The following is a 21,786-nucleotide window of genomic DNA, read 5'->3' as shown; positions in this document are numbered from 1 at the left end:
ACTGAACAAAACGTTTTTGCTCAGGTTTAATTAATTATTTTTGACCTATAATCTGTATCGGATTTTTAGGACGGGACAGGGGTATGAAACTTTACTGTCTTATATTGTCTTTTTGCTGGTCTGCTGACGTAGAGGTATTGGTGATGTTGATACTTGTCGGGGTAACCAAAGGAATACCATCGGTATCAAGACGCTTTTTGATCTTCATTAATGCATCACTTTTGATATGCATCATATTTGAGCCTGCTTTGATCCAGAATTTTGCCTGAATAGTGAAAATTCCCTGCTTCAGATCGGTGAAATTTACCTCAGAAGTTTCTGCCCTGTCAATGTTTTCAATATTCCTGATAACCTCTAAGATTCCGTTTTGTGCTTTCGAAATGTCTTCGTCCGCCGGAATTTCAAAATCTAAAATAATTCTTCGCTGAGGGGAAGCGGTAATATTATAAAACGGTGCATTAAAAATTACCTGATTCGGAATATATGCCTTTTTTCCGTCATCGGTGATAAGTTTGGTTGTTAAGAATCCAATATCCTGCACGGTTCCGGAATGATTTCCGATCGTAATGTAGTCTCCGACTTTAAAGGCTTTATCAATGCCGATGAGCATACCGGAAAAAATACTTGATACCAGATCTTTCAGGGCAACCCCGGCAATAACCCCAGCAACTCCAAGACTTCCGATGAATTTCCAAAGGAATCCGCTGAAGCCCATAATTTCCAGGGCGATGAAGGATCCCATCATCATAATGATAAATCTGAAAATTCCGATAAAAGTAATAACGGATCCTTCTCGTTTGCTGTTGGGGAAAATCTTATGCATTATTTTTACAGCCAGTTTACTGAGGTATTTGCTGGTCAGTAAAAAAAACATAAAGACAATAATCCCCACAACGAGCTTAGGGGTAAGCTTAGCAAATGCGATGTACCAATTTTGTAAGACTTTATAGACCGTATCTACATAGCTTAAGCCGTATTCCATATTAAATTTTTTTCGAAATTATAAATAAATTTTTATGCAAAAATTTTGCCAGTAACAAAAAGTCTATTAAATTTGTAGACTAATAAAGCAAAATATTATGTCAATTAAACTAGGAGATACCGCACCCAACTTTCAGGCAGCCTCTACAGCAGGAAATATTGATTTTTATGAATATCTCGGAAATTCGTGGGGAATATTATTTTCCCATCCTGCGGATTATACTCCGGTTTGCACTACTGAATTGGGATACACTTCAAAACTGCAGTCTGATTTTGATAAAAGAGATACCAAAGTAATTGCTCTCAGTGTAGATGGAGTAGAAGATCATCAAAACTGGATCAGGGATATTAACGAAACGCAGAATACAGAAGTAAAGTTCCCGATTATTGCGGATCAGGACAGAAAGGTTTCTGAACTGTATGATTTTATACATCCGAATGCCTCGTTAACAGCAACCGTACGTTCTCTGCTGATCATCGATCCGGCTAAAAAAGTGAGACTTATTATTACTTATCCTGCTTCAACAGGAAGAAATTTTAATGAAATACTGCGGGTATTAGACTCTTTACAATTGGTAGACTCCCACAAAATTGCCACTCCGGCAAACTGGTACGACGGTGATGATGTCATTATTCCACCCTCTATTTCTACGGAAGAAGCAGAGCGTATTTTTCCAAAAGGGGTTACTGAGATTAAGCCGTATCTACGTTATACTCCACAACCTAACCAATAGGCTTAGATTTTTTTATTTATTATATATAGTTTAGTTTTAATTTTAAGAAAGCGGCCCGGAAAATTTCCCGGGCCGCTTTTGTATATTGTGTTTAATATTTGATTATTTTACATCGTTAGCAATTGCTTTTGCTTTAGATGAAGGTAAATAGATACTGAAACCAACATTGAAACTGATTCTTGAAGTCAATCCTTCATTACCAAAACCTGTAACACCATTGTATTTTACTAAACCTTCAACACCAATGTTTGGAGTAATAAAGTAAGAATAACCTGGACCAACACCAAAGTCTAATCCTGTTGTAGAGATTCCGTTTTCAACGTTGAATCCACCAACACCTAAGTTACCTTCTAAGAAAAATCTACCGTGGTTTAATAAATTGTCAACTCCTTTTTCACCCGGTGAAACAAAATAACGTCCTAATGCTCCAACACCATAATCAAACTGAGTTGATGCTCCTGCACCCGGCTTAGAAAAACCTAAAGTAACATAACCCCCCAATGCAACGTTATCTTTGATGAAGTATGCTGCTCTTGGCTGAAGTTTGATATCATAACCTGCTCCTGTATTTAATCCAAAGTTGCTTGATATTAAGCTACTACCAACCATCCAGTTTCCTTCTTGAATTTGTGCGTTTGCTGTAGCTGTCAATCCTGCAACAGCTAATATTCCTGTAAAAATTAGCTTTTTCATAATTTATAATTTTAATAAGTTAAATGTTAATTATTTTGATATGCAGTTCAATTCAATAAATGTGCCACAACACTACATGTTACCCCGTTATGGGTGAAAGTCATGTTTAAAGTAAGCAGTCAGACATTAACATTTTAACTAAAATTATGCCTCGGAAATTTATAAAAACAGAAGGATTATAGATACCACAAAGCCTGCAATAGCAAATTTTATACCCCGTCTGAAAGGCTTGCTTTTCGTATTAAACATCCAGAAGCTTGATACAACAAAGAAAAAAAGGCATACTCCAAAGAATGCATTGAGTGGCGACAGGGTATCTGCAGACTTCGCTTTATGCAGCTTAGACATTTTATCCAAAACGAATGGCAGTTCCTTCTTAGAATATGTAGCCTGTCCGGTAACTGTATTATAAGTTCCTTCTTTGAAGAAAAGAATATTATTTTCAGATTTTTTAACTTCGAAATTTTTTATTTTCAGTTCTTTTTCAAGTTCTTTTTCTGAAAGATTTTTGGCAATCACTTTATCATACAGCTTTTCTTTTTTCAGAAAATCAGTATCCCTGTAGATCAGAAGTATTCCGCTCAATGCATAAATGAGCATAATTCCTGCCATAAAGTATCCCAAATAACGATGGGTAATTCTCATAAAACTTCTTGTATCTTTAATCTTATCCATATCCGGTCGTATTTTTTAAATTTCAAAAGTGGAAGCTGCAAAATTGCAACTTCCACTTTGAATAAGGAAATTTTCAGTATTAAATTCTAAAATTTACAGTCTGTACGTTAATGTAAAATAATAGTTTCTTGGTGTAATAGGGTTTACAGAATAATTTTCATGAACATTATAATTAACGACATCAAACAAATTACCCACTTTTCCCTGTATAGAAAATTTCTTCCAGTCATATCCTGCAGATAGTGAGACAGTCGTGTAATCATTAAGCTCAAAGATTCTGCTTACTCCGTTTCTTACCGTTAAACTGTTTGCTCCTGTCTTTGTGTCGTTCCATCCCGCTAATCTGTTACCGATGTAATAAGCACCAGCACCAATTTTTAATCCTTTGATGTATTTTGTGAATTTATAAAAAACCGATGCATTGGCTGTCGTAGCCGGAGTTCTTACCAGTCGCTGATCTTCTACATACCCGAAAATTTCAGGAGTGTCTAAATAGACTGAATTGTTATATGAGATCCCCCCGATTATAGAAATGTTCTCAGTAGGATTACCGGTAATATCCAGCTCTACACCTCTGCTTCGCATTTTTCCGGCGAAATCTTTTGTCAGACCGTTGGGGTCTACAGGATTTCCTTTGTCATCAAGAGCATTCTGGTAATAATTTCTATATAGAATCTGATAAGCTGTGATGTTAAAAGCTAAAGCATTGTTCCATAAATTTTTCTTCAATCCCACTTCATACTGATCTATATGGGTAGGTGTCAGTGTTGTTCCGTCTCTGGTAATACCTGTATTTGCTACAAAGGAATTGGTATAGGTGGCAAACGCTGAAAGATTTTCATCAGGCATATAGATAATGCCGACTTTAGGGGAAACTGCCTGGTCAGAAGTAGCTGTATTATTGGTAAATGATTTTGAATTGGTTCTAAACTTTGTATTGATCGTTGGCATATTTTCTATATAAGACCAACGTAATCCTGCGATAACTTTAAATTGATTCGTCAGACTCACAAAATCCTGTGCATAGACTCCGATTCTTCTTGTATTGATTCTGTTCTTCTCAAGTTTTTCAGCATTGGGCATCTGTCCTCCATTCCATGTGGAAGGGTCATCTAAGTACAGTGAACCCGTTCCTCCGTTTGCACCATAAATATAAGAGGTTCCGAAGGCAGCTTTTTTTGCGTCACTGATAGCAGGGTTGTAATAAGTGTAAGAATCTGCAGCACCATAATCAGCATCGGCTCCGATTAAAACTTTGTGATTGATTGCCCCGGTATTAAAATCACCGTTGATGTTAGCCTGTAAGCTGGTGTAATTCTGCTCGTTGTATGTCCGGTTTAAATTTCTTGTAGCCCAGGCTAAGCGATTGGTATTTTTCTCATAACTCCACTGCGCTCTTTCGGTTGAAAAGTAATCTTTGGTGTAATTCTGATATGATGCCATCGCATTCAAAGTCCATTTGCTGTTGAACTGATGATTAAAAGTTACATTGGTTGAAACCTGTTCTACATTCTGATACTGCCATTCAGTTCCCAGGAATGCATTTCTGGGAAGTAAGTCATTCAGTTTAAAACTCTGATCAGGATTTGTAATAGCACCGATTCCAAAATCCGGAGTGAAATTATTCTTAAGATAGTCTGCTTCAACGATCAGCTGAGATCTGCTGCTTAAGTTAAATAAAAAGGAAGGATTGAAATAATATTTCTCTGACTGCACCACATCTCTGAAACTCTCAGCATATTCATAGGCTCCGTTTACCCTGAATGCGATATTTTGTGATAGAGGCCCATAAATGTCTACAGTTGGTTTGTAAGAATTCCAGCTTCCTGCGTTCATTCCGACACTTCCTCCAAAGTTGAACTTCGGCTTCTTGGTAATCATATTAATAATTCCTCCTGCAGCGGTATTTCCGTAAAGCATTGCATTGGCACCTTTTAATACTTCAACTCTTTCCAGACCGGTTACTTCAGGAAATACGCCACTGTTGATTCTGCCTCCATTCTTAAAAATATTATCATTTCCTAAAATGAAACCACGACCTCCAAAGCTGTCCTGAGAATTTCCTCTGGAAGAAGTTATATATATCCCGTTTACATTCTGTAGTACATCACCCAATTGTTTTGCCTGCTGCTGTTCGATAATCTCATGCGTAACTATTGCGATGGGCTGAGGTGTTTCCATTACCGTAAGATTTGATTTGGTAGATAGTGGAGTGGCATTATTTGGATTTCCTGTTTTATGGAGATTCACATCTTCAATAGTTTGAACTCTGACGGTATCAGATTCAGAATTGTTTCTCATCTGTGCACTCACCGATGCTGTAAGCGCTATAAGTCCTAAGGAAAAAATCCTTTTTTTCATGGTTTAGATTTTTGAAATAGAATTAGATGCCGCAAATGTAAACTATAAGTTATTATTATTTAGAATTATTAAAAATAAAATAATTGATTTTTATCATGTTTACGATGTATGAAAATTGTTGATTAATAATTGAATAATCAACTGGTATTTGTTTAAAATTCGGTTGTTTTTTTATATGATCTGTTTGAAATCAATTTATATGAAGTAATCATACACTTTAACTTTTTTTTCGTTTATGGATAAAGGATTACAGGTTATTTTAAAATCTTTATTTTTTGATATACTTTTCATGTTTTCAATTTTGAACGCTAAAAACATTCTAATGTGTTTAATTGAATGCTTTTTATAAATATATTTGTTAAAAATAAAAGTATGCAATTGGTAAAAGTAGGTCTCTGTGCCTTTGGAATGAGCGGGAAAATTTTTCATGCACCATTTTTGAGAGAACATCCCGGTTTTTTAATGTCTGCAATTGTAGAAAGATCAAAAGAAGAATCAAAAGATAAATATCCTGATGCAGTTATCTACCGTTCTGTAGAAGAAATGCTTCAAGGTGCTGATCTTGATGTGGTCGTTGTCAATACTCCTGTTCAGACTCATTTTGAATTTACAAAAATGGTATTGGAAGCAGGTAAAAATGTGATTGTTGAAAAGCCCTTTACCGTTACTGTTTCTGAAGCTGAAGAATTGGTAAAGCTCGCTGAGGATAAAAATCTTTTTTTGAGTGTCTATCAAAACAGAAGATTTGACCGAGATTATCTCCAGGTTCAGAAAATTATTGCTGAGGGAAAGCTGGGGGTTGTCAGAGAAGTGGAAATCCGTTTTGACAGATTCCGTACAGAAGCCAGCGGAAAAGAACACAAAGAAAACCCTGAACAAACAGGTTCGGGCTCTGTTCATGACCTTGGTTCCCATCTTGTAGATCAGGCCGTGCAGCTCTTTGGCTTTCCGGAAAAGTTATTTGCAGATGTATTTTCAATGAAGGGGGAAGAATTTGCCAATGATTATTTTGAAATTCTGCTGTATTATAAAAATGATCTGAGACTGAGATTGAAATCTTCCGTCTTTACAAAAGAAGATCATTTTGCCTATAAAATTCATGGTAATAAAGGGAGTTTTCTGCAGGAGCGGACCGATGACCAGGAAAACCAACTGGCAGCCGGAGCAGTGCCTTTGTATGGAGAAGAATGGATGCAGCCTCTGACAGAGTCTGACGGAATCCTGAATTATATTGATGAAAACTCAGAATCCAAAAGGATTACGACCTCCAGCCAATCGGGAAACTATATGAATTATTACCAGCAGATTTACGAGCATATTGTTTTTGGATATGCTCTGCCGTCTTTAGGAAATGAAGTTATTCAGAATATGAAAATCATCGAAGCTGCGCTGGAAAGCTCCGCCAAAGGTAAAATTTTAGATTTAAGTTAAATTAACCGTAAAATCTGAAACCGTGTCTTTTCAGCATATACTGAAATTTTTATGCGGTTATAATTAATTAGAATAAAATATGAAAAAAAGAAGTTCAAGTTTTACTGTGATAGGTCTTTTATTTGTGGTCATCAGCCTGACATTGGTTGATGACAGCAGATTTCTCAGATATGGATTTCTTCTGCTGGGAATTGCCTTTCTGCTTTACAGTATTTTTACGATGATAAAAAAAAGTTAGATAATAATATCTAACTTTTTAATTTTTATATTTAGTCCTGAAGCTCCAGCCATCTCATTTCGTGGTTTTCAAGTTTTTCAGAAAGACTTTCAAGATCGGCAGAAAGTCTTGAAATTGTATCATAATCCGATTCGTTGGTAAGCTGCTCTAAAATCGCGGCTCTCTTTTCTTCAAACTCAGGAATTTCTTTTTCAATTGTTTCCAACTCCCGCTGTTCTTTGAATGATAATTTCTTTTTTGGAGGCTGTGGTTTTGAAACAATTATTTCTATTGGTTTTTCAATGATTTTCTCAACTACCGTTTTTGCTTTTTTATCTTCATTTTTTTGATTTCCGTCTTCCAGCTTTTTATTCTCTCTGTATTCTGAAAAGTTTCCGATAAAATCTTTAATCTTTCCTTCTCCTTCAAATGCTAAAATATGGTCAACGATCCTGTCCATAAAATACCTGTCGTGGGAAACGATAATTAAACTTCCCTGAAAATTTAAAAGGAAATTTTCAAGAACGGTCAAAGTAGGAAGGTCGAGGTCATTTGTGGGCTCATCAAAAATCAGAAAGTTTGGATTTTGATAAAGAATATACATCAGATGCAGTCTTCTTTTTTCTCCACCTGAAAGCTTTGAAATGGGCGAATACTGTGTTTGGTCATCAAATAAGAATAATCTCAGAAACTGTGACGCCGTAATCGTTCTTCCGTTGGCTAACGGAAAATTTTCTGAAATATCTTTAATGAAATCAATAACTCTTTCTTCTTCCTTATACTTCAGCCCCTTCTGAGAGAAATATCCAAATTTGATCGTTTCCCCGGTTTCGATTTCTCCGGCATCTTTTGGCTCAAATCCCTGAATGATATTCAGTAACGTAGATTTTCCGGCACCGTTTTTTCCGACAATTCCTACTTTCTCTCCTCTTTGAAATGAATAACTGAAATCTTTCAGCAGTAATTTATCACCATAACTTTTAGAGATGTCTCTAAGCTCGAGAATTTTGTTACCCAATCTTTTCATTTCAAAATCAAGCTCCAATTTTTCTTTACGGGTATCTGTTTTAGCTATTTTTTCAGTTTCGTAAAAGTCATCCTGTCTGGATTTGGATTTTGTTGTTCTTGCTTTGGGCTGTCTTCGCATCCACTCCAGCTCCTTTCTGTAAAGATTGTTGGCTTTATCGATGGTTGCATTCATATTATCTTCACGAATCATCTTGTTTTCAAGATAAGTCGCATAAGCACCTTGATGAACGTATAAATTCTGATCCTCCATTTCCCAGATAATTCCGCAGACTGCATCAAGGAAGTAACGGTCGTGAGTTACCAGAAGAAGCGTGATTTTTGCTTTGTTTAAATAATTTTCTAACCATTCTACCATTTCCACATCAAGGTGGTTGGTGGGCTCATCCATAATCAAAAGCGTGTGACGGTGTTCTGCTCTTGTTTCGGTCAAAAGTTTTGCCAATGCAACTCTTTTGATCTGTCCGCCGGATAACATTCCCATTTTTGCATCAAGATCCGTGATTTTCAGCTGGGAAAGAATCTGGGTCATTTCGTTTTCCAGATCCCATGCTTTATGAACCTCCATTTCAGCCAAAGCATTTTCCATGAAATCAGCATTGTCTGACAATAGAGATTTGTGATAATTTTTCAAAGCATTGATCGGAGCTGAATCTAAGGTCATCATAAATTCCTCAATCGTCAAATCAGATTCAAAATCAATTTCCTGATCGAACAAAACCACCTGAATATCTTTATTGATAACTACTGAGCCGCTGTCTGCGATTTCTTTCCCCATTAAAATTTTCAGCAAAGTAGATTTACCGCTTCCGTTTTTGGCAACGATGGCTATTTTGTCACCTTCGTTGATGTGAAATGAGACATTTTTAAACAAAGTTTTGACGCCATATGATTTGGTAAGGTTTTCGACAGAAACGTAATTCATGATAATGTGAGGCTTTTGATTGTAAGTTGAATCGAGCGGCAAAAGTACAAAATTTAAACCTTAAAAATATGATAGCAAAATTACGTACGATTCCTAAAAAAAGATATTGGGATTATTTCACTTTAGTCGCAAGATTTTTATTGGCTTATACTTTTATAGGATATGGTTACAGTAAACTTGAGGGTAATCAGTTTGGAGTTTCAGCTAATGATTTACTGATTCCGTTAAAAGACTCGCCTTTGTTTACGATCATGTGGTTTTTATTTGATCATGAGCCTTTTAAAACAGTTGTAGGAATACTTCAAATTATTACAGGGATACTTTTGCTGTTTGAATCGACCGCTATATTTGGTGTGGTGTTCTTTATTCCTGTCGCAGCAAATATTGTACTGATGGATATTAGTTTTATGGATAGTGCGATGGGAACAGCATTTACGTATAGATTTATTTTCTACTTTTTTCTTTGCTTTCTGATTTTGTGGAATGACAGACAGCGAATTAAAACAATATGGTCTGCAATGATAAAAAAGTTTTCTGTGAAGCTAAAATTCCCAATTGTATTATACTTAGCGGTTCCGGTGTTTGCTGTTGTTTTAAGTCTTTTATCGGCTATTCCTCAAATTATACATCACTACATCATATTTCCTGAAGATATTTTAAAAAATATAGAAATGCTGTTGTCTGGGTTGCGGAATATTTTTTAGAAAAATTATGTATTAACTTATCAATTTGCTAACATTAATTTTTAATGTAGATTTGAGACATCAAAACTAATAGTATAACAATGATTCAAATTAACTTTCTGGCAATACTTTTTGCTTCTTTAGTCCCGTTGATCATGGGATTTATCTGGTACAATCCAAAAGTTTTTGGTAAAGCCTGGATGAGAGAGTGTGGCCTTACAGAAGAAAAAATGAAAGGCGCAAACATGGGAATGGTGTTTATTGTTTCCATTATTTTATCAATCCTGATTGGTTTCTTTCTCCAGATGGTAACGATTCACCAGTTTGGCGCCGTAGGAATGATTGGCGGTGATGAACGTTTAGCAAAGCCATCTTATACTGCATTTATGAATGACTACGGAACAGCTTTCAGGTCATTCGGCCATGGTGCTCTACATTCATTGATTGCAGGAGTCTTTTTTACTTTTCCTTTAATTGCCATTAATGCAATGTTTGAAAGAAAATCTTGGAAGTATATTTTCATCAATACAGGATACTGGATGATTACTACCACCATAATGGGTGGAATTATCTGCGGTTGGTATGCGATCGATGGATTTAATCTTGTGACACCAAAGTGAAAAACTGAAATCTAAAATATAGGCTACGTTGGTAGCCTTTTTTATGTCGTATACTTTAAAAAAATACAAATCTTCGTCAGAAATTCCGATTAATTGGAATGAGGTAATCGGGCAGCATAATATCATGCTGTCTACAGAATATTTTGTGACTTTAGAAGCTTCGTGTCCTGAAAATATGAGATGTTTCTATGTGGGTTTTTTTGATGATGAAGAATTAATTGGCGGTGCATTATTTCAATATTTAAATTTTATTGAGCATAGGACTTTTCAGAAAGATGAAGCTTTATGTAAATTGAAAAATTTCGTGGCTAAAAAGTTCAGTAAAAACGTAATGATTCTGGGGAATAATATGCTGACCGGACAAAACGGATTTTATTTTGATGCATCAAAAATCACCATCGATGAGGTAATTCCGCTTTTGGATAAAGCGGTTGACAAAATGCAAAAACAGGAAGGCAAAACCTCATTGATTATTTACAAAGATTACCAGGCGAATTTTTTTACCTGTTTTCAAGGCAAAAATCATCAGTCATTCTACAATTTTTCAGTACAGCCTAATATGATTTTAAAATTAAAAGAAAACTGGCTGACTTTCGAAGATTATCTGAATGCATTTTCCACAAAATACAGAACGAGAGCCAAGTCTTCCAGGAAAAAAATCTCCGGGATCGAAAAAAATGAAATGCATCTTGATGACATTAAATTCCATCAGAAAGAGATGAACGTGCTGTATCAGAATGTTGCTGAAAATGCTCCTTTCAATACTTTTTTTCTCACCGAAAATCACTTTGAAAGCATGAAAGAATCTTTAAAGGAAAACTTCAGGGTTTTTGGATATTATTTAAATGATAAGCTGATCGGTTTCTATACTTTAATTCTTAATAACAAGGACGTTGATACCTATTTTCTTGGTTATGATAAAAATCTGCAAAAAGAAAAACAAATCTACCTGAATATGCTTTTGGACATGGTAGAATTTGGAATTCATAAAAAGTTTAACCGAATTATCTTCGGCAGAACAGCTTTGGAGATAAAATCGACAATCGGTGCGCAACCTGTAGAGATTTTCGGATTGATAAAACATAATAATTTTCTGATAAATCACTTCATGTCCAAAATTTTTGCCTCATTAAATCCAACCTTTGAATGGATTCAGAGGAAACCGTTTAAATGATTTTAATAAATCTGCTCACATTGTTGTGATTTTTTAATTTTATTTAACTAAAAAGTATTCAAATTTAGTAAGGTTTTAAGAAAATTTCTGTGCTGAAATATTGATTTTTGCATCAAACTTTTATTATGAAGAAACTCAGTATTTTTATTCTCTTATTTGCTGCAGTTGGGCTCCATGCTCAGGTAATTTCGGGAACGGTCTTGTCCAAAGAAGAAAATTCTCCGATTCCCTATGTGAAAGTAGGTGTTGAAAAAGAAAATGTGGGAAGCATCAGCGATGAAAAAGGAAAGTTCTCTATCGATCTTGCTAAGGTAGATCCTGCTGCTAAAGTCAGAATCAATGTGGCAGGTTACGAAAGCTATACAGAAACCGTTCAGGATTTCGCAAAACAAAATGACCGGAAAATTTATCTGAAAGAAAAATTCAGAAATATTCAGGAAGTGAAAATTGTCCCTAAAAAACTGGTTGATAAAAACTGGGGCGTCAATACGAAAACAAAAAGTGTAATGTATGCTGTAAAGCCTGACCTGAGCAAAGATGATTTTTTAGGTGAAACGGCTTTAGAATTTAAGGCCAGTAAGAAATCAAAGATCAAAAACATTCACCTGAATATTGCAAGTTTTACTGCAGACCGGCCGATAATGATGCGCTACACCATTTACAATGAGAAAAATGGTTTACCTGGAGAGAGTATTTTGGATGAAGAAATTACGGTGGAGCTGACCAGGGATAAAATTATAGATGATACCTTTACTTTAGATGTTAATGATAAAAATATTTGGCTGCAGGGTAAGTTTTTTGTCGGAATTCAGTTTCTAAAAGAGTTTGAAGGAAGACTGAATATCAGTGCGGCGCTTTTCAGAACTGGTTATGTCAGAAAATTTTATGGTGAATGGAAAAAAATGACCATTGCGGCACCTGCCATCAACATCGATGTGAAAGTTGATAAAAACGGAAAAAATGAAATTCAGGGAGAGCATGACAACGACAGCAGTCTGTCAAATCTTTTTTTATGACGTAAGCAAATATCAAATGGAAGCTGAACAATCAATGTACGGGAAAAATGGGGCTGCAGGAAAAGTTTTAAAACTGAAGGATGCAGATTTATACTACGAAACCTACGGAGAAGGCGAACCTTTGCTTATGCTCCACGGAAACTCTGGAAGCATCAGAGATTTTTATCAGCAGATTCCGGAACTTGCAAAGTATTTTAAGGTGATTGCTGTTGACACAAGAGCACAGGGGAAAAGCATCGATAAAACCGAAAAGGATTTTACCTATAAAATTTTTGCAGATGATATGAAAGCTTTAATTGATGATCTGGGCTTAAAAAAAGTAAACATCGCAGGCTGGAGCGACGGTGGAAACACCGGACTTGAATTTGCGCTGAAATTTCCTGAACATTTAAATAAATTAATGACCATCGGAGCCAATGCATCTGTTGATGGCGTAGATAACGAATTGGTAAGCAATTTCAGAGTGAGCCTGAAAGCCATGCAGTATGAAAACAAACCGGAAAAATTTAACGAAAGAAGACTGCTTAAACTGATGGTGAAGGAACCCAATATTTCAAATAAAGATTTGAATAAAATTCAATCTGAAGTTTTGGTGATTGCCGGAGAAAAAGATGTCATCAAACCTGAACATTCTGAATTACTCTCAAAGCAGATTCCAAATGCAAAGCTGAAAATTTACGAAGATGCAACGCATATGATCCCGTTTGAGAACGCAGATCAGCTGACTAAAGATATTATTGAATTTTTAGAGAAATAATTCAGTCCAGAGTCAGTCTCTTTAGTGACCATGTTCCGCCATTAAAAACATCCAGATCCACTTTGGTATTGATTCCATGAACGATTCCGTTTTCACTGAACTGCCAGAAATCCCACTGGTCATCAGGTGACGGAGTAGGGACGTCATTGTAATTTGCCAGCCATAGCGGATAATCATCAAATTCGCCTTTCAGGAAATCTTTGTAATAATGATAGTAGGTGTAGATAATGGGTTTTTCACCGTAAGTTTCTTCAACAATTTTGCACCACATCTTCAGGTCCTCAATAAGATCCCTGTTTGATTTTCTTTTGGGAATTTTTTCAATATCTAAAATCGGAGGAAGGTCGCCGCTTTCAAGCTTTACATTTTCAAGGAAATTATTTGCCTGAATTACAGGATCTTCATCTGCCCTGTAAAAATGATAAGCTCCCCGAATCAGGTTGTGTTTTTTTGCCTGCTGCCAGAATTCGTTAAAATGATTGTCTGCACTCCGGTTTCCCATGGTCGCACGCATCACCACAAATTCAAGCGGAATAGTTTTATTGCCAATACTTAAACTGTCCCACCTGATATCCTCTTTATTCTGATAATGAGAAATATCAAAACCATACGTTTTATCCAGATTGTTACTGATGATCTTCTGTATTCTTACCGTTTCTTTTTCACTGTTATGAAGCTTTTTATGCGTGAATTTGTTGAAATATAAAGCATAATAATAACTGATTGACTGCTTAAGGTATAGTCCCGTTCCGAACAATGCAATAATCAATAATCCCAAAACGATTTTTCGGCGGAAAAAATAGTTCTTCCGACGGTTTTTATGGATGATTTTGGCAGTTTTTTTGGTGTACTTCTTTGGGCTCATAAAGTTTTGCAAAACTAACTTTTTAAGCCTTAAAATGCTAAATAAAATAAGTAAATTTGTATACATGGAAACACGCGAAAAGATCATCATCATCGGAGGAGGTTTTGCGGGGCTGCAGCTTGCGAAAACATTAAACAATAAAAATAAAAAAGTAATTGTTCTCGATAAAGTCAACCATCACATGTTTCAGCCGCTTTTCTATCAGGTGGCATGTGGCAGGATAGAGCCTTCAAATATTTCCTTTCCTTTCCGTAAGATCTTTCAGGAATCCAGAAATACACAGTTTCGCTTAACAGAAGTTAAAGAGATCATACCATCCCAAAATAAGGTGATTACCGATGAAGCTGAATTTACCTATGATAAACTGATTATTGCTACAGGGTGCAAAACCAATTTCTTTGGAAACAAAGATATGGAGAGCAAAGCTTTCGGAATGAAGAACACCCAGGAAGCCATCGGGATACGGAATCATGTACTGTTGACTTTTGAAAAACTGATTCTCGAAAAAAGCCGCAGTGATGATGGAAACTGGAATATTGTCATTGTTGGAAGCGGACCCACCGGAGTTGAACTTGCAGGAGCTTTTTCAGAAATGAAAAAAGAAATACTTCCCCGGGATTATCCTTACATGAATTTTGACCAGCTGAAAATAATTCTCGTAAGCTCTACTGCTAAACCTTTAGCCGTAATGAGCCCTGAGGCACAGGAAAAATCCGAGAAGTACCTGAAAGATCTCGGTGTGGAATTCATGAGCGGAGAAGTCGTTACTGAATACGATGGCGATAAAGTATATTTGAAAAGCGGAAAACAAATTCCTTCAAACAATGTCATCTGGGCAGCCGGAGTTGTAGGAAATGTCATTGATGGTTTCCCTTCAGAAAAACTCGTCAGAAACAGGTACATAGTAGATCGTTTTAACAAAATCAAGGGATACGAAAATATATATGCTTTAGGTGATATTTCTTACATGGAAACACCGAAATATCCTCAGGGACATCCGCAGGTAGCGAATGTTGCTATCAACCAGGCTAAAAATTTAGGAAAAAATTTCTTAAAGAAAAGTATAGATGAATGGACCGAATATGAGTATAAAGATCAGGGTTCACTCGCAACAATAGGTAAGCACAGGGCGGTTGTTGATTTACCGTTTATAAAATTCCAGGGATTTTTAGCATGGTATTTTTGGATGTTTTTACATTTAATGCTTATTTTGAGTGTTCGAAATAAACTGGCGATCTTTTTCAACTGGATGTGGAGCTATTTTAATAAAGATTCATCACTCCGTCTGATCATTTCACCAAGTAAAAAAAATAATACGCAGCAATGAGAATTGATATAATAAGCGTACTTCCAGAATTAATGGAAAGTCCGTTCAGAACTTCTATTTTAAAAAGAGCAGTGGATAAGGGTCTGGTAGAAGTGTATTTTCATCAGTTAAGAGACTGGTCAATCAATAAACACAGACAGATCGATGATGAACCTTATGGTGGCGGAGCTGGAATGGTGATGATGATTGAACCGATTGATAAATGTATTTCTGAACTTAAATCCCAACGTGATTATGACGAAATTATTTATCTGACTCCCGATGGTGAGACACTGAATCAAAAGATATCCAATTCTCTTTCTATTAAAAATAATCTTATTTTTCTATGTGGACATTACAAAGGGATTGATCAGCGAGTACGTGATTTACATATAACTAAAGAAATTTCTATAGGAGACTTTGTTCTGACAGGGGGAGAGTTGGCGGCCTGCGTCTTGGCAGATTCTATCATCCGGTTAGTTCCCGGAGTCCTGAATGATGAGCAGAGTGCGCTTACCGACAGTTTTCAGGACAATCTCCTTGCACCACCTATTTTTACACGGCCTGAAAATTATAAAGGTTTGGAAGTTCCTAAAATTCTTTTGAGCGGAAATTTTGGTAAAATTGAGGAATGGAGACATGAAGAGGCCATAAGAATTACTCAGAAAAAACGCCCTGATTTACTTCAATAAGGTTAATTTGTCAAAATTTTTTCATTATCATTGTGCAATCGTTTACAGGTTTATGAACTTCTACTTTTTAATATAAATAAAGGTATAATTTTCATGAACATAAGTTCATATTTGTTGAAATTTTAATCATAATAAATAAACAAACTTACGATTATGTCAATTTTTAAGGCTTTTAAGTGAAAAATTAATTTTGATTAGTAGCGAGTTAGTGAAAAAAACAATAAATTTACATTTTGAAATTAATGTGAAATTTAGAATGTCAATAGAAAAATGTGTAGATGGAATTGTTTGCTTTTTATAATGTAGAAAATTTATTTTTGCCAGATCCACCGCCTAATCATAGGCTTGATCCCACTACTTCGGGACTCAGGAATTGGGATGAAAGAAAATATAGAGACAAACTTTTTAAAATTTCTCACGTTTTTCAGCTGATGAAGGATGAGACCGGCATGCTACCATCTATGATTGGCCTTTCAGAAATTTCAGGAAGAAAGGTTTTGGAAGATCTTGTGGAAATGAGTCCTTTCAATTCTCACTACGGCATCGTTCACTACAATTCTATGGATGAAAGGAAAGTAGATGTAGCTTTGCTTTACGATAAATCAAAAATCGAAATCATTGATTCTGAGGCAATCACATTTTTTTTCGAGATCGTAGATGAAAATCCTGAAAACTACGATACAACAAGAGATGTTCTGTTTTGTAAAGTGAAATTTAAGGAAGAGATCATTAATGTTTTTGTAGCGCATCTGCCTTCAAAGAGAGAAAAAGATATCAATCAGCCAAAACGTGATTATATTCTGAACGAAATCAGAAGTAGAATTCTTCAGATTATCAATATAGAAAAAGAAAATGTGATTCTGTGCGGTGATTTTAATGAAAATCCGGACGGAGAAAACTTATTGAAAATCTTATTTGATGACAAGAAAGAAAAAGTTCTGATCAATCCCTTTCAGGATTTATATTCCACTCAGAATTATTCAGCGTTTCACTATAAATCTGGTCTTCTTTTTGATCAGATATTATTATCAAAATCTTTTTTTGAAAATCATCAGTCATTATCATATTATGATGCCAAAATTTTCAAACCTGAAAAGTTGAGAAGCAGAAATAAAATGTTTAGTGAAAGGCCTTTCAGAACCTATGCGGGAACACGTTATCTAGGTGGTTACAGCGATCACTTTCCTGTTTTTATCGTATTAAAAAAGTAAATGACAATATAAAAAGTAATAAACTAAGATGAAAAACTCAACCAGTACCAGTTACCATTTAGATCCGTTAGATAAAGAAATTATCTATATGCTTATGGATAATGCTAAAAGTTCATTGGCATATATTTCAAAGCAGGTAGGGATATCGACGACAGCTGTACATCAAAGAATTAAAAAATTGGAACATGCAGGAGTTATTGAAAACTCCATTTCGTTTCTGAATCCAAGAAAAATAGGATATAAGGTCGTTTCTTATATCGGAATGTTCCTTGATCAGCCAAGTCACTATCCCGAAGTTGTAAAATCACTGAAGGAAGTCAATGAAGTGGTAGAAGCTCACTATACCACAGGAAATTATACCATATTTCTGAAAGTTTTATGCAAAGACAACGATCATTTGATGGAGATTTTAAATAAACTTCAAAAGATGAAAGGGGTTACCAGAACCGAAACTTTCATATCTTTGGAACAGGGGATTTACCGTCAACTGAAAGTATAAGTATAATGGATATTACGCAATATTTAGATTCAACCTATTTAAAAACACCTATACAGGCGGAAATTTCCGAAGACGAAACTTTACAGAAAGTGATAGGTCTTGCCCGGGAAGCTGTTGATCATCATTTGTTTGCGGTGATGATTCGTCCTGATTATGTTTCTCTGATCAGAAAATTCATTCAGGAAAGGAATTCAGAAGTTGTTTTGGGTACAGTGATTGGTTTTCATGAAGGAACATATTCACTGGATGAAAAACTGACAGAAGCATCGCAGGCTATCAAAGACGGTGCAGATGAACTTGATTTTGTGATCAACTATTCAGAATACCTTAAAGGTAATGCGGAATACGTGAAAGAGGAGTTTTTACAGTGCACTCGATTATGTATAGAAAATCATAGAGTTGTTAAATGGATTATTGAGATTGCTGCTTTGTCAAATGAACAAATCGCTGATCTGACTAAAAAAATATCAGGTTGGGCTGAAGAATATTTTCCTGCTGATGCCCTCCAAAGGATCTTCGTTAAATCTTCAACGGGTTTTTACGAAACCAGAGATGGAAAACCTAACGGAGCAACATTTGAAGGGATTAAGCTCATGCTTGAAAATGCAGGTAAACTTCCTGTAAAAGCAGCTGGTGGTGTAAAGACTCCTGAAGATGCTGAAAAAATGATTAATCTTGGTGTCAAGAGGATTGGAACATCGTCTGCCCTTGCTCTGATCAGAAATGAATCTTCTTCAGAAAATTATTAACATAAATAAATAACCCATCAAAATCTGATGGGTTATTTATTTTGTAGTTCATCCGGTCGTTTTTGAAATCTTAAATTTCTTATTATCATAAGACTAAATTTTTACATTCAAAATCTGTTTCATTCAGAGTAAGAGCATTTTAAATGATTAAATTAAACTTTAAAATTTAAACCTGAGCTTCATATTCTTCGTAGAATCCCTGTGTTTCTTTAATGACTTCATTCATTTCTGTCAATGTGTAGACTTCAAGGAACTTTCTTCTGAAATCTTTAAAATGAGGAATTCCACGGAAATAGTTACTGTAGTGTTGCCTCATTTCAATCAGACCCAGTTTTTCACCTTTCCATTCGGCACTCCACTCAGCGTGCTGCTGTACAGCTAATAACCTGTCTGAAATCGTCGGTGCATCAAGATGCTCCCCCGTTGCAAGAAAATGTTTTATCTCATTAAAAATCCATGGGTAGCCGATGGCTGCACGGCCAATCATGATCCCGTCACAGGCATACTTGTTTTTATATTCCAGGGCTTTTTCAGGAGAATCGATGTCACCATTTCCAAAAATTGGAATTTCAATGTTGGGATTCTGTTTAATTCTTGAGATATGCTCCCAGTCTGCTTCGCCTTTATACATCTGTCCTCTTGTTCTTGCATGAATCGTTAAGGCTTTGATTCCTGTTTCCTGTAGGCGTTCCGCCACTTCGTCAATGTTGATGGAATTGCTGTCCCAGCCCAAACGGGTTTTTACGGTTACAGGGAGGCTTGTAGAACTTACGACAGCCTTTGTCAGCCGGACCATCATATCAACATCTTTCAGTACCCCGGCTCCGGCACCTTTACAGACGACTTTTTTTACAGGGCACCCGAAATTAATATCCACCAGGTCTGGGTTTACAGTCTCTACAATTTTAGCAGACATTGACATTGCTTCCTCATCTCCGCCAAAAATCTGAATGCCGACAGGTCTTTCATAATCGAAAATATCAAGTTTTTTCCGGCTTTTCATTGCATCACGAATCAGTCCTTCAGATGAGATAAATTCTGAATACATCAGATCCGCACCATGTAATTTACACAGTCTTCTGTATGGAGGATCACTTACATCTTCCATCGGAGCAAGTAAAAACGGAAATTCCGGCAGTTCTATGTTGCCTATTTTTATCATATTGCAAATTTACGAAATTTTTAAAAAAGGATATCTGAATAACTGTCATAATAATTGATTCAAATCAATTATTGTTTCCTATTTTAACGTAATTTATGATTGATTATTCAGTGTAATATTATTTATTCTATCTATATATTACTAAAAATTAATTTTTGATGTTTTTTTTACATAAATTTATGGTACAAATTTTAAAAATATGATAAGAATTTTATTTTGTTTAATTACAGGAATGGCCATCGGAAACCTTAATGCACAGGTGAGCCTTACAGCTACGGCTGGAACAACGACAGGAACTTTTACTACATTGAAAGGTGCATTTGATGCCATCAATGCCGGAACACATCAGGGAGCTATAACGATCAATATTACCGCTAATACTACAGAGACAGCTTCGGCCGTGCTAAACGCAAGCGGCAGTACATCATCGATATATACTTCTGTACTGATAAAGCCTGCTGCCGGAGTAAATGCGACAATTACCAGCGCAGATCCCGTTGCTACCATTAAGCTCAATGGTGCAGATAATGTAACAATTGATGGCAGTAATAACGGAACTTCGACCAGAAATCTTACCATTGCCAGTACTTTTGTTGCTACAACAGGCACCAATCCTGTTGTCATTTGGGTAGCGAGCACATTGACGGATGGAGCGGAAAATGTCACACTCAGAAATACCAATGTTGCCGGAGCTTCATCGGCGGGAACAATTGGAGGTATTATTATTTCAGGAAGTACCCTGGGAGCAGCAGAATTTTCTAACAACAATTTCTCCGCCATTAATAATACATTTGTAAGAGCGCAGAACGCAGTTTTTGCTGTGGGTAATGCCACCAATACAGATACGGGATGGATTATAAGAAATAATGTAATTGGTTCTACTGTTGCTGCAGATAAAATGCTGTTCAGAGGTATAGCCGTACAGAATGCAAAAAACTTTGAAATAAGTGGGAATACCGTTACAGGGGTAGCTCTTCCTACAACTTCCACAGGCACAAGCCAAGGTATTTTAGTAGGTGCTGCGGTAACAAACGGAACGATTTTTAAAAACCGTATTTCAGATATTAAACAGCCTAATACATCAGGTTATGGTGCTGTAGGGCTTTATCTGAATTCAAATGTCGCAGCTTCAAATCTGTTGGTTTATAATAATATCATCAATGATATTGCCGGATATGGATATTCTCTTGGCGGCGGTTTAGCGGATAACGGCAATGGAATAGTAGTGGGTAACGGAGGTGGTTACAGGATTTATTACAATACTGTAGTGATGGATACAAATCAGACGTTAGCAGGGAGACCTTCTGCATTCAATGTACTGAGTACGGTGACGGCAGCCGGAGCAATCGATCTGAGAAATAATATTTTCGTCAATAAGCAGACGCAGACTGGTGACAGATATGCAATCTACTCAGGAGCGGCAAATACAGTTTTTTCCAGTATCAACAACAATAATTACTTTTCAACAGGAACTTCTATAGGATTTATCGGAACAGCAAGACCTTTATTAGCAGATGTTCAGGCCGGATTTGGAGGAAATCTTAATTCCTATAATATATTACCGACTTTTGTATCCGCAACGGATTTTCACCTTTCAACAGCAGGAAACGCTACATTGGACAACAAAGGTGTTGCTGTTACCGGGGTAACTGTGGATGCTGACGGTATGGTTAGAAGTACAACAACGCCTGATCTTGGAAGTTATGAATTTACAGCATTTTTAGCAGTGCAGGATAATGCAGTTAAAGCTAAGATCAACTATTATCCTAATCCTGTTATCGATTATCTATACATTGACAATGTAAGCAAAATCAAAAATGTGGAGGTTTATAATATGGCAGGACAGAGAATGGCTGTAACTGAAATAAATGCAGTCAAAGGTTCTGTGAATATGTCGCAGCTTCCTTCAGGAGTTTATATGGTCAAAATTAATTCTGAAAGGGAGACGCAGAGTGTGAAGATCATTAAAAAATAATTTTAAATAATGTAAGCAGATAAACCCGATGATT

General features: G+C 36.0%; 21 protein-coding genes. 14 read left to right on the top strand and 7 right to left on the bottom strand.

Going from position 1 to position 21,786, the window contains the following annotated elements:
- Positions 1 to 91 precede the first annotated feature (91 nt).
- Complete coding sequence (locus AC2A07_RS17150; RefSeq protein WP_484051388.1) at positions 92 to 982, bottom strand: mechanosensitive ion channel family protein; 891 nt, start codon at positions 980 to 982, stop codon at positions 92 to 94.
- A 97-nt stretch (positions 983 to 1,079) separates the two neighbouring features.
- Between AC2A07_RS17150 and AC2A07_RS17145 the strand changes: the two genes are divergently transcribed.
- Positions 1,080 to 1,715 carry a peroxiredoxin gene (locus AC2A07_RS17145; RefSeq protein ID WP_484051387.1) on the top strand — a complete coding sequence of 212 codons (636 nt, stop codon included), beginning with the start codon at positions 1,080 to 1,082 and terminating at the stop codon, positions 1,713 to 1,715.
- A 102-nt stretch (positions 1,716 to 1,817) separates the two neighbouring features.
- Here the strand turns inward: AC2A07_RS17145 and AC2A07_RS17140 are convergent, their stop codons facing one another.
- From AC2A07_RS17140 to AC2A07_RS17130, 3 genes are all read right to left on the bottom strand, one after another.
- Complete coding sequence (locus AC2A07_RS17140; protein WP_484051386.1) at positions 1,818 to 2,408, bottom strand: hypothetical protein; 591 nt, start codon at positions 2,406 to 2,408, stop codon at positions 1,818 to 1,820.
- A 159-nt stretch (positions 2,409 to 2,567) separates the two neighbouring features.
- Positions 2,568 to 3,083, bottom strand: a complete 516-nt coding sequence (locus AC2A07_RS17135; RefSeq protein WP_314495095.1) for a hypothetical protein — start codon at positions 3,081 to 3,083, stop codon at positions 2,568 to 2,570.
- A gap of 93 nt (positions 3,084 to 3,176) precedes the next feature.
- On the bottom strand, positions 3,177 to 5,444 hold the full coding sequence (locus AC2A07_RS17130) for a TonB-dependent siderophore receptor (RefSeq protein WP_484051385.1): 2,268 nt from the start codon (positions 5,442 to 5,444) through the stop codon (positions 3,177 to 3,179).
- Positions 5,445 to 5,816: 372 nt separating this feature from the next.
- Here AC2A07_RS17130 and AC2A07_RS17125 point away from each other — a divergent pair, with 372 nt between their 5' ends.
- Positions 5,817 to 6,875, top strand: a complete 1,059-nt coding sequence (locus AC2A07_RS17125) for a Gfo/Idh/MocA family oxidoreductase (RefSeq protein WP_484051384.1) — start codon at positions 5,817 to 5,819, stop codon at positions 6,873 to 6,875.
- Between the two features lie 79 nt (positions 6,876 to 6,954).
- Positions 6,955 to 7,113: a hypothetical protein gene (locus AC2A07_RS17120; RefSeq protein WP_314495090.1), complete on the top strand. Its 159-nt coding sequence runs from the start codon at positions 6,955 to 6,957 to the stop codon at positions 7,111 to 7,113.
- A gap of 31 nt (positions 7,114 to 7,144) precedes the next feature.
- Here AC2A07_RS17120 and AC2A07_RS17115 read toward each other — a convergent pair whose 3' ends face one another.
- Complete coding sequence (locus tag AC2A07_RS17115; RefSeq protein ID WP_484051383.1) at positions 7,145 to 9,043, bottom strand: ABC-F family ATP-binding cassette domain-containing protein; 1,899 nt, start codon at positions 9,041 to 9,043, stop codon at positions 7,145 to 7,147.
- Between the two features lie 68 nt (positions 9,044 to 9,111).
- Here AC2A07_RS17115 and AC2A07_RS17110 point away from each other — a divergent pair, with 68 nt between their 5' ends.
- The 5 genes from AC2A07_RS17110 (at position 9,112) to AC2A07_RS17090 (ending at position 13,293) form a co-directional block, all read left to right on the top strand.
- The gene (locus AC2A07_RS17110) at positions 9,112 to 9,747 is read left to right on the top strand and encodes a hypothetical protein (RefSeq protein WP_314495087.1); all 636 of its coding nucleotides are present in this window, start codon (positions 9,112 to 9,114) and stop codon (positions 9,745 to 9,747) included.
- Positions 9,748 to 9,827: 80 nt separating this feature from the next.
- Entirely contained in the window at positions 9,828 to 10,346 is a 519-nt protein-coding gene (locus AC2A07_RS17105; protein ID WP_484051382.1) for a DUF1761 domain-containing protein, read from the top strand.
- A gap of 43 nt (positions 10,347 to 10,389) precedes the next feature.
- Positions 10,390 to 11,520, top strand: coding sequence for an 8-amino-7-oxononanoate synthase (locus AC2A07_RS17100; protein WP_484051381.1), 1,131 nt, complete (start codon positions 10,390 to 10,392; stop codon positions 11,518 to 11,520).
- A gap of 125 nt (positions 11,521 to 11,645) precedes the next feature.
- Entirely contained in the window at positions 11,646 to 12,536 is an 891-nt protein-coding gene (locus tag AC2A07_RS17095) for a carboxypeptidase-like regulatory domain-containing protein (protein ID WP_484051380.1), read from the top strand.
- Positions 12,537 to 12,552: 16 nt separating this feature from the next.
- Positions 12,553 to 13,293 (top strand): alpha/beta fold hydrolase, encoded by a 741-nt coding sequence (locus AC2A07_RS17090; protein ID WP_484051379.1) that lies wholly within the window; start codon positions 12,553 to 12,555, stop codon positions 13,291 to 13,293.
- Position 13,294: 1 nt separating this feature from the next.
- Here AC2A07_RS17090 and AC2A07_RS17085 read toward each other — a convergent pair whose 3' ends face one another.
- Positions 13,295 to 14,158: a glycoside hydrolase family 25 protein gene (locus tag AC2A07_RS17085; RefSeq protein WP_314495080.1), complete on the bottom strand. Its 864-nt coding sequence runs from the start codon at positions 14,156 to 14,158 to the stop codon at positions 13,295 to 13,297.
- A gap of 64 nt (positions 14,159 to 14,222) precedes the next feature.
- Here AC2A07_RS17085 and AC2A07_RS17080 point away from each other — a divergent pair, with 64 nt between their 5' ends.
- The 5 genes from AC2A07_RS17080 to deoC all read left to right on the top strand — a co-directional run bounded on the left by AC2A07_RS17080 (position 14,223) and on the right by deoC (position 18,615).
- Complete coding sequence (locus tag AC2A07_RS17080; RefSeq protein ID WP_484051378.1) at positions 14,223 to 15,485, top strand: NAD(P)/FAD-dependent oxidoreductase; 1,263 nt, start codon at positions 14,223 to 14,225, stop codon at positions 15,483 to 15,485.
- Positions 15,482 to 16,156 carry a tRNA (guanosine(37)-N1)-methyltransferase TrmD gene (gene trmD / locus AC2A07_RS17075; RefSeq protein ID WP_484051377.1) on the top strand — a complete coding sequence of 225 codons (675 nt, stop codon included), beginning with the start codon at positions 15,482 to 15,484 and terminating at the stop codon, positions 16,154 to 16,156. Before AC2A07_RS17080 ends, trmD begins: the two co-directional genes overlap by 4 nt.
- 278 nt (positions 16,157 to 16,434) lie before the next feature.
- A complete protein-coding gene (locus AC2A07_RS17070; RefSeq protein ID WP_484051376.1) occupies positions 16,435 to 17,367 on the top strand; it encodes an endonuclease/exonuclease/phosphatase family protein in 933 nt (310 codons plus the stop codon).
- Between the two features lie 28 nt (positions 17,368 to 17,395).
- The gene (locus tag AC2A07_RS17065) at positions 17,396 to 17,866 is read left to right on the top strand and encodes an Lrp/AsnC ligand binding domain-containing protein (protein WP_314495072.1); all 471 of its coding nucleotides are present in this window, start codon (positions 17,396 to 17,398) and stop codon (positions 17,864 to 17,866) included.
- 2 nt (positions 17,867 to 17,868) lie between these two features.
- Positions 17,869 to 18,615 (top strand): deoxyribose-phosphate aldolase, encoded by a 747-nt coding sequence (gene deoC / locus AC2A07_RS17060; RefSeq protein WP_484051390.1) that lies wholly within the window; start codon positions 17,869 to 17,871, stop codon positions 18,613 to 18,615.
- A 166-nt stretch (positions 18,616 to 18,781) separates the two neighbouring features.
- On the opposite strand, the gene dusB is transcribed toward deoC, so the two are convergent.
- On the bottom strand, positions 18,782 to 19,777 hold the full coding sequence (gene dusB / locus AC2A07_RS17055; RefSeq protein WP_484051375.1) for a tRNA dihydrouridine synthase DusB: 996 nt from the start codon (positions 19,775 to 19,777) through the stop codon (positions 18,782 to 18,784).
- A 199-nt stretch (positions 19,778 to 19,976) separates the two neighbouring features.
- On the opposite strand from dusB, the gene AC2A07_RS17050 reads away from it, so the two are divergent.
- Positions 19,977 to 21,752 carry a T9SS type A sorting domain-containing protein gene (locus tag AC2A07_RS17050; protein WP_484051374.1) on the top strand — a complete coding sequence of 592 codons (1,776 nt, stop codon included), beginning with the start codon at positions 19,977 to 19,979 and terminating at the stop codon, positions 21,750 to 21,752.
- The last annotated feature ends 34 nt before the right edge of the window (positions 21,753 to 21,786 follow it).

It is taken from the genome of Chryseobacterium sp. HNCC26DJ238 (assembly GCF_057180465.1).
Note: the sequence above shows the minus strand (reverse complement) of the source record. Positions and strands in the feature narration are given on the sequence as shown.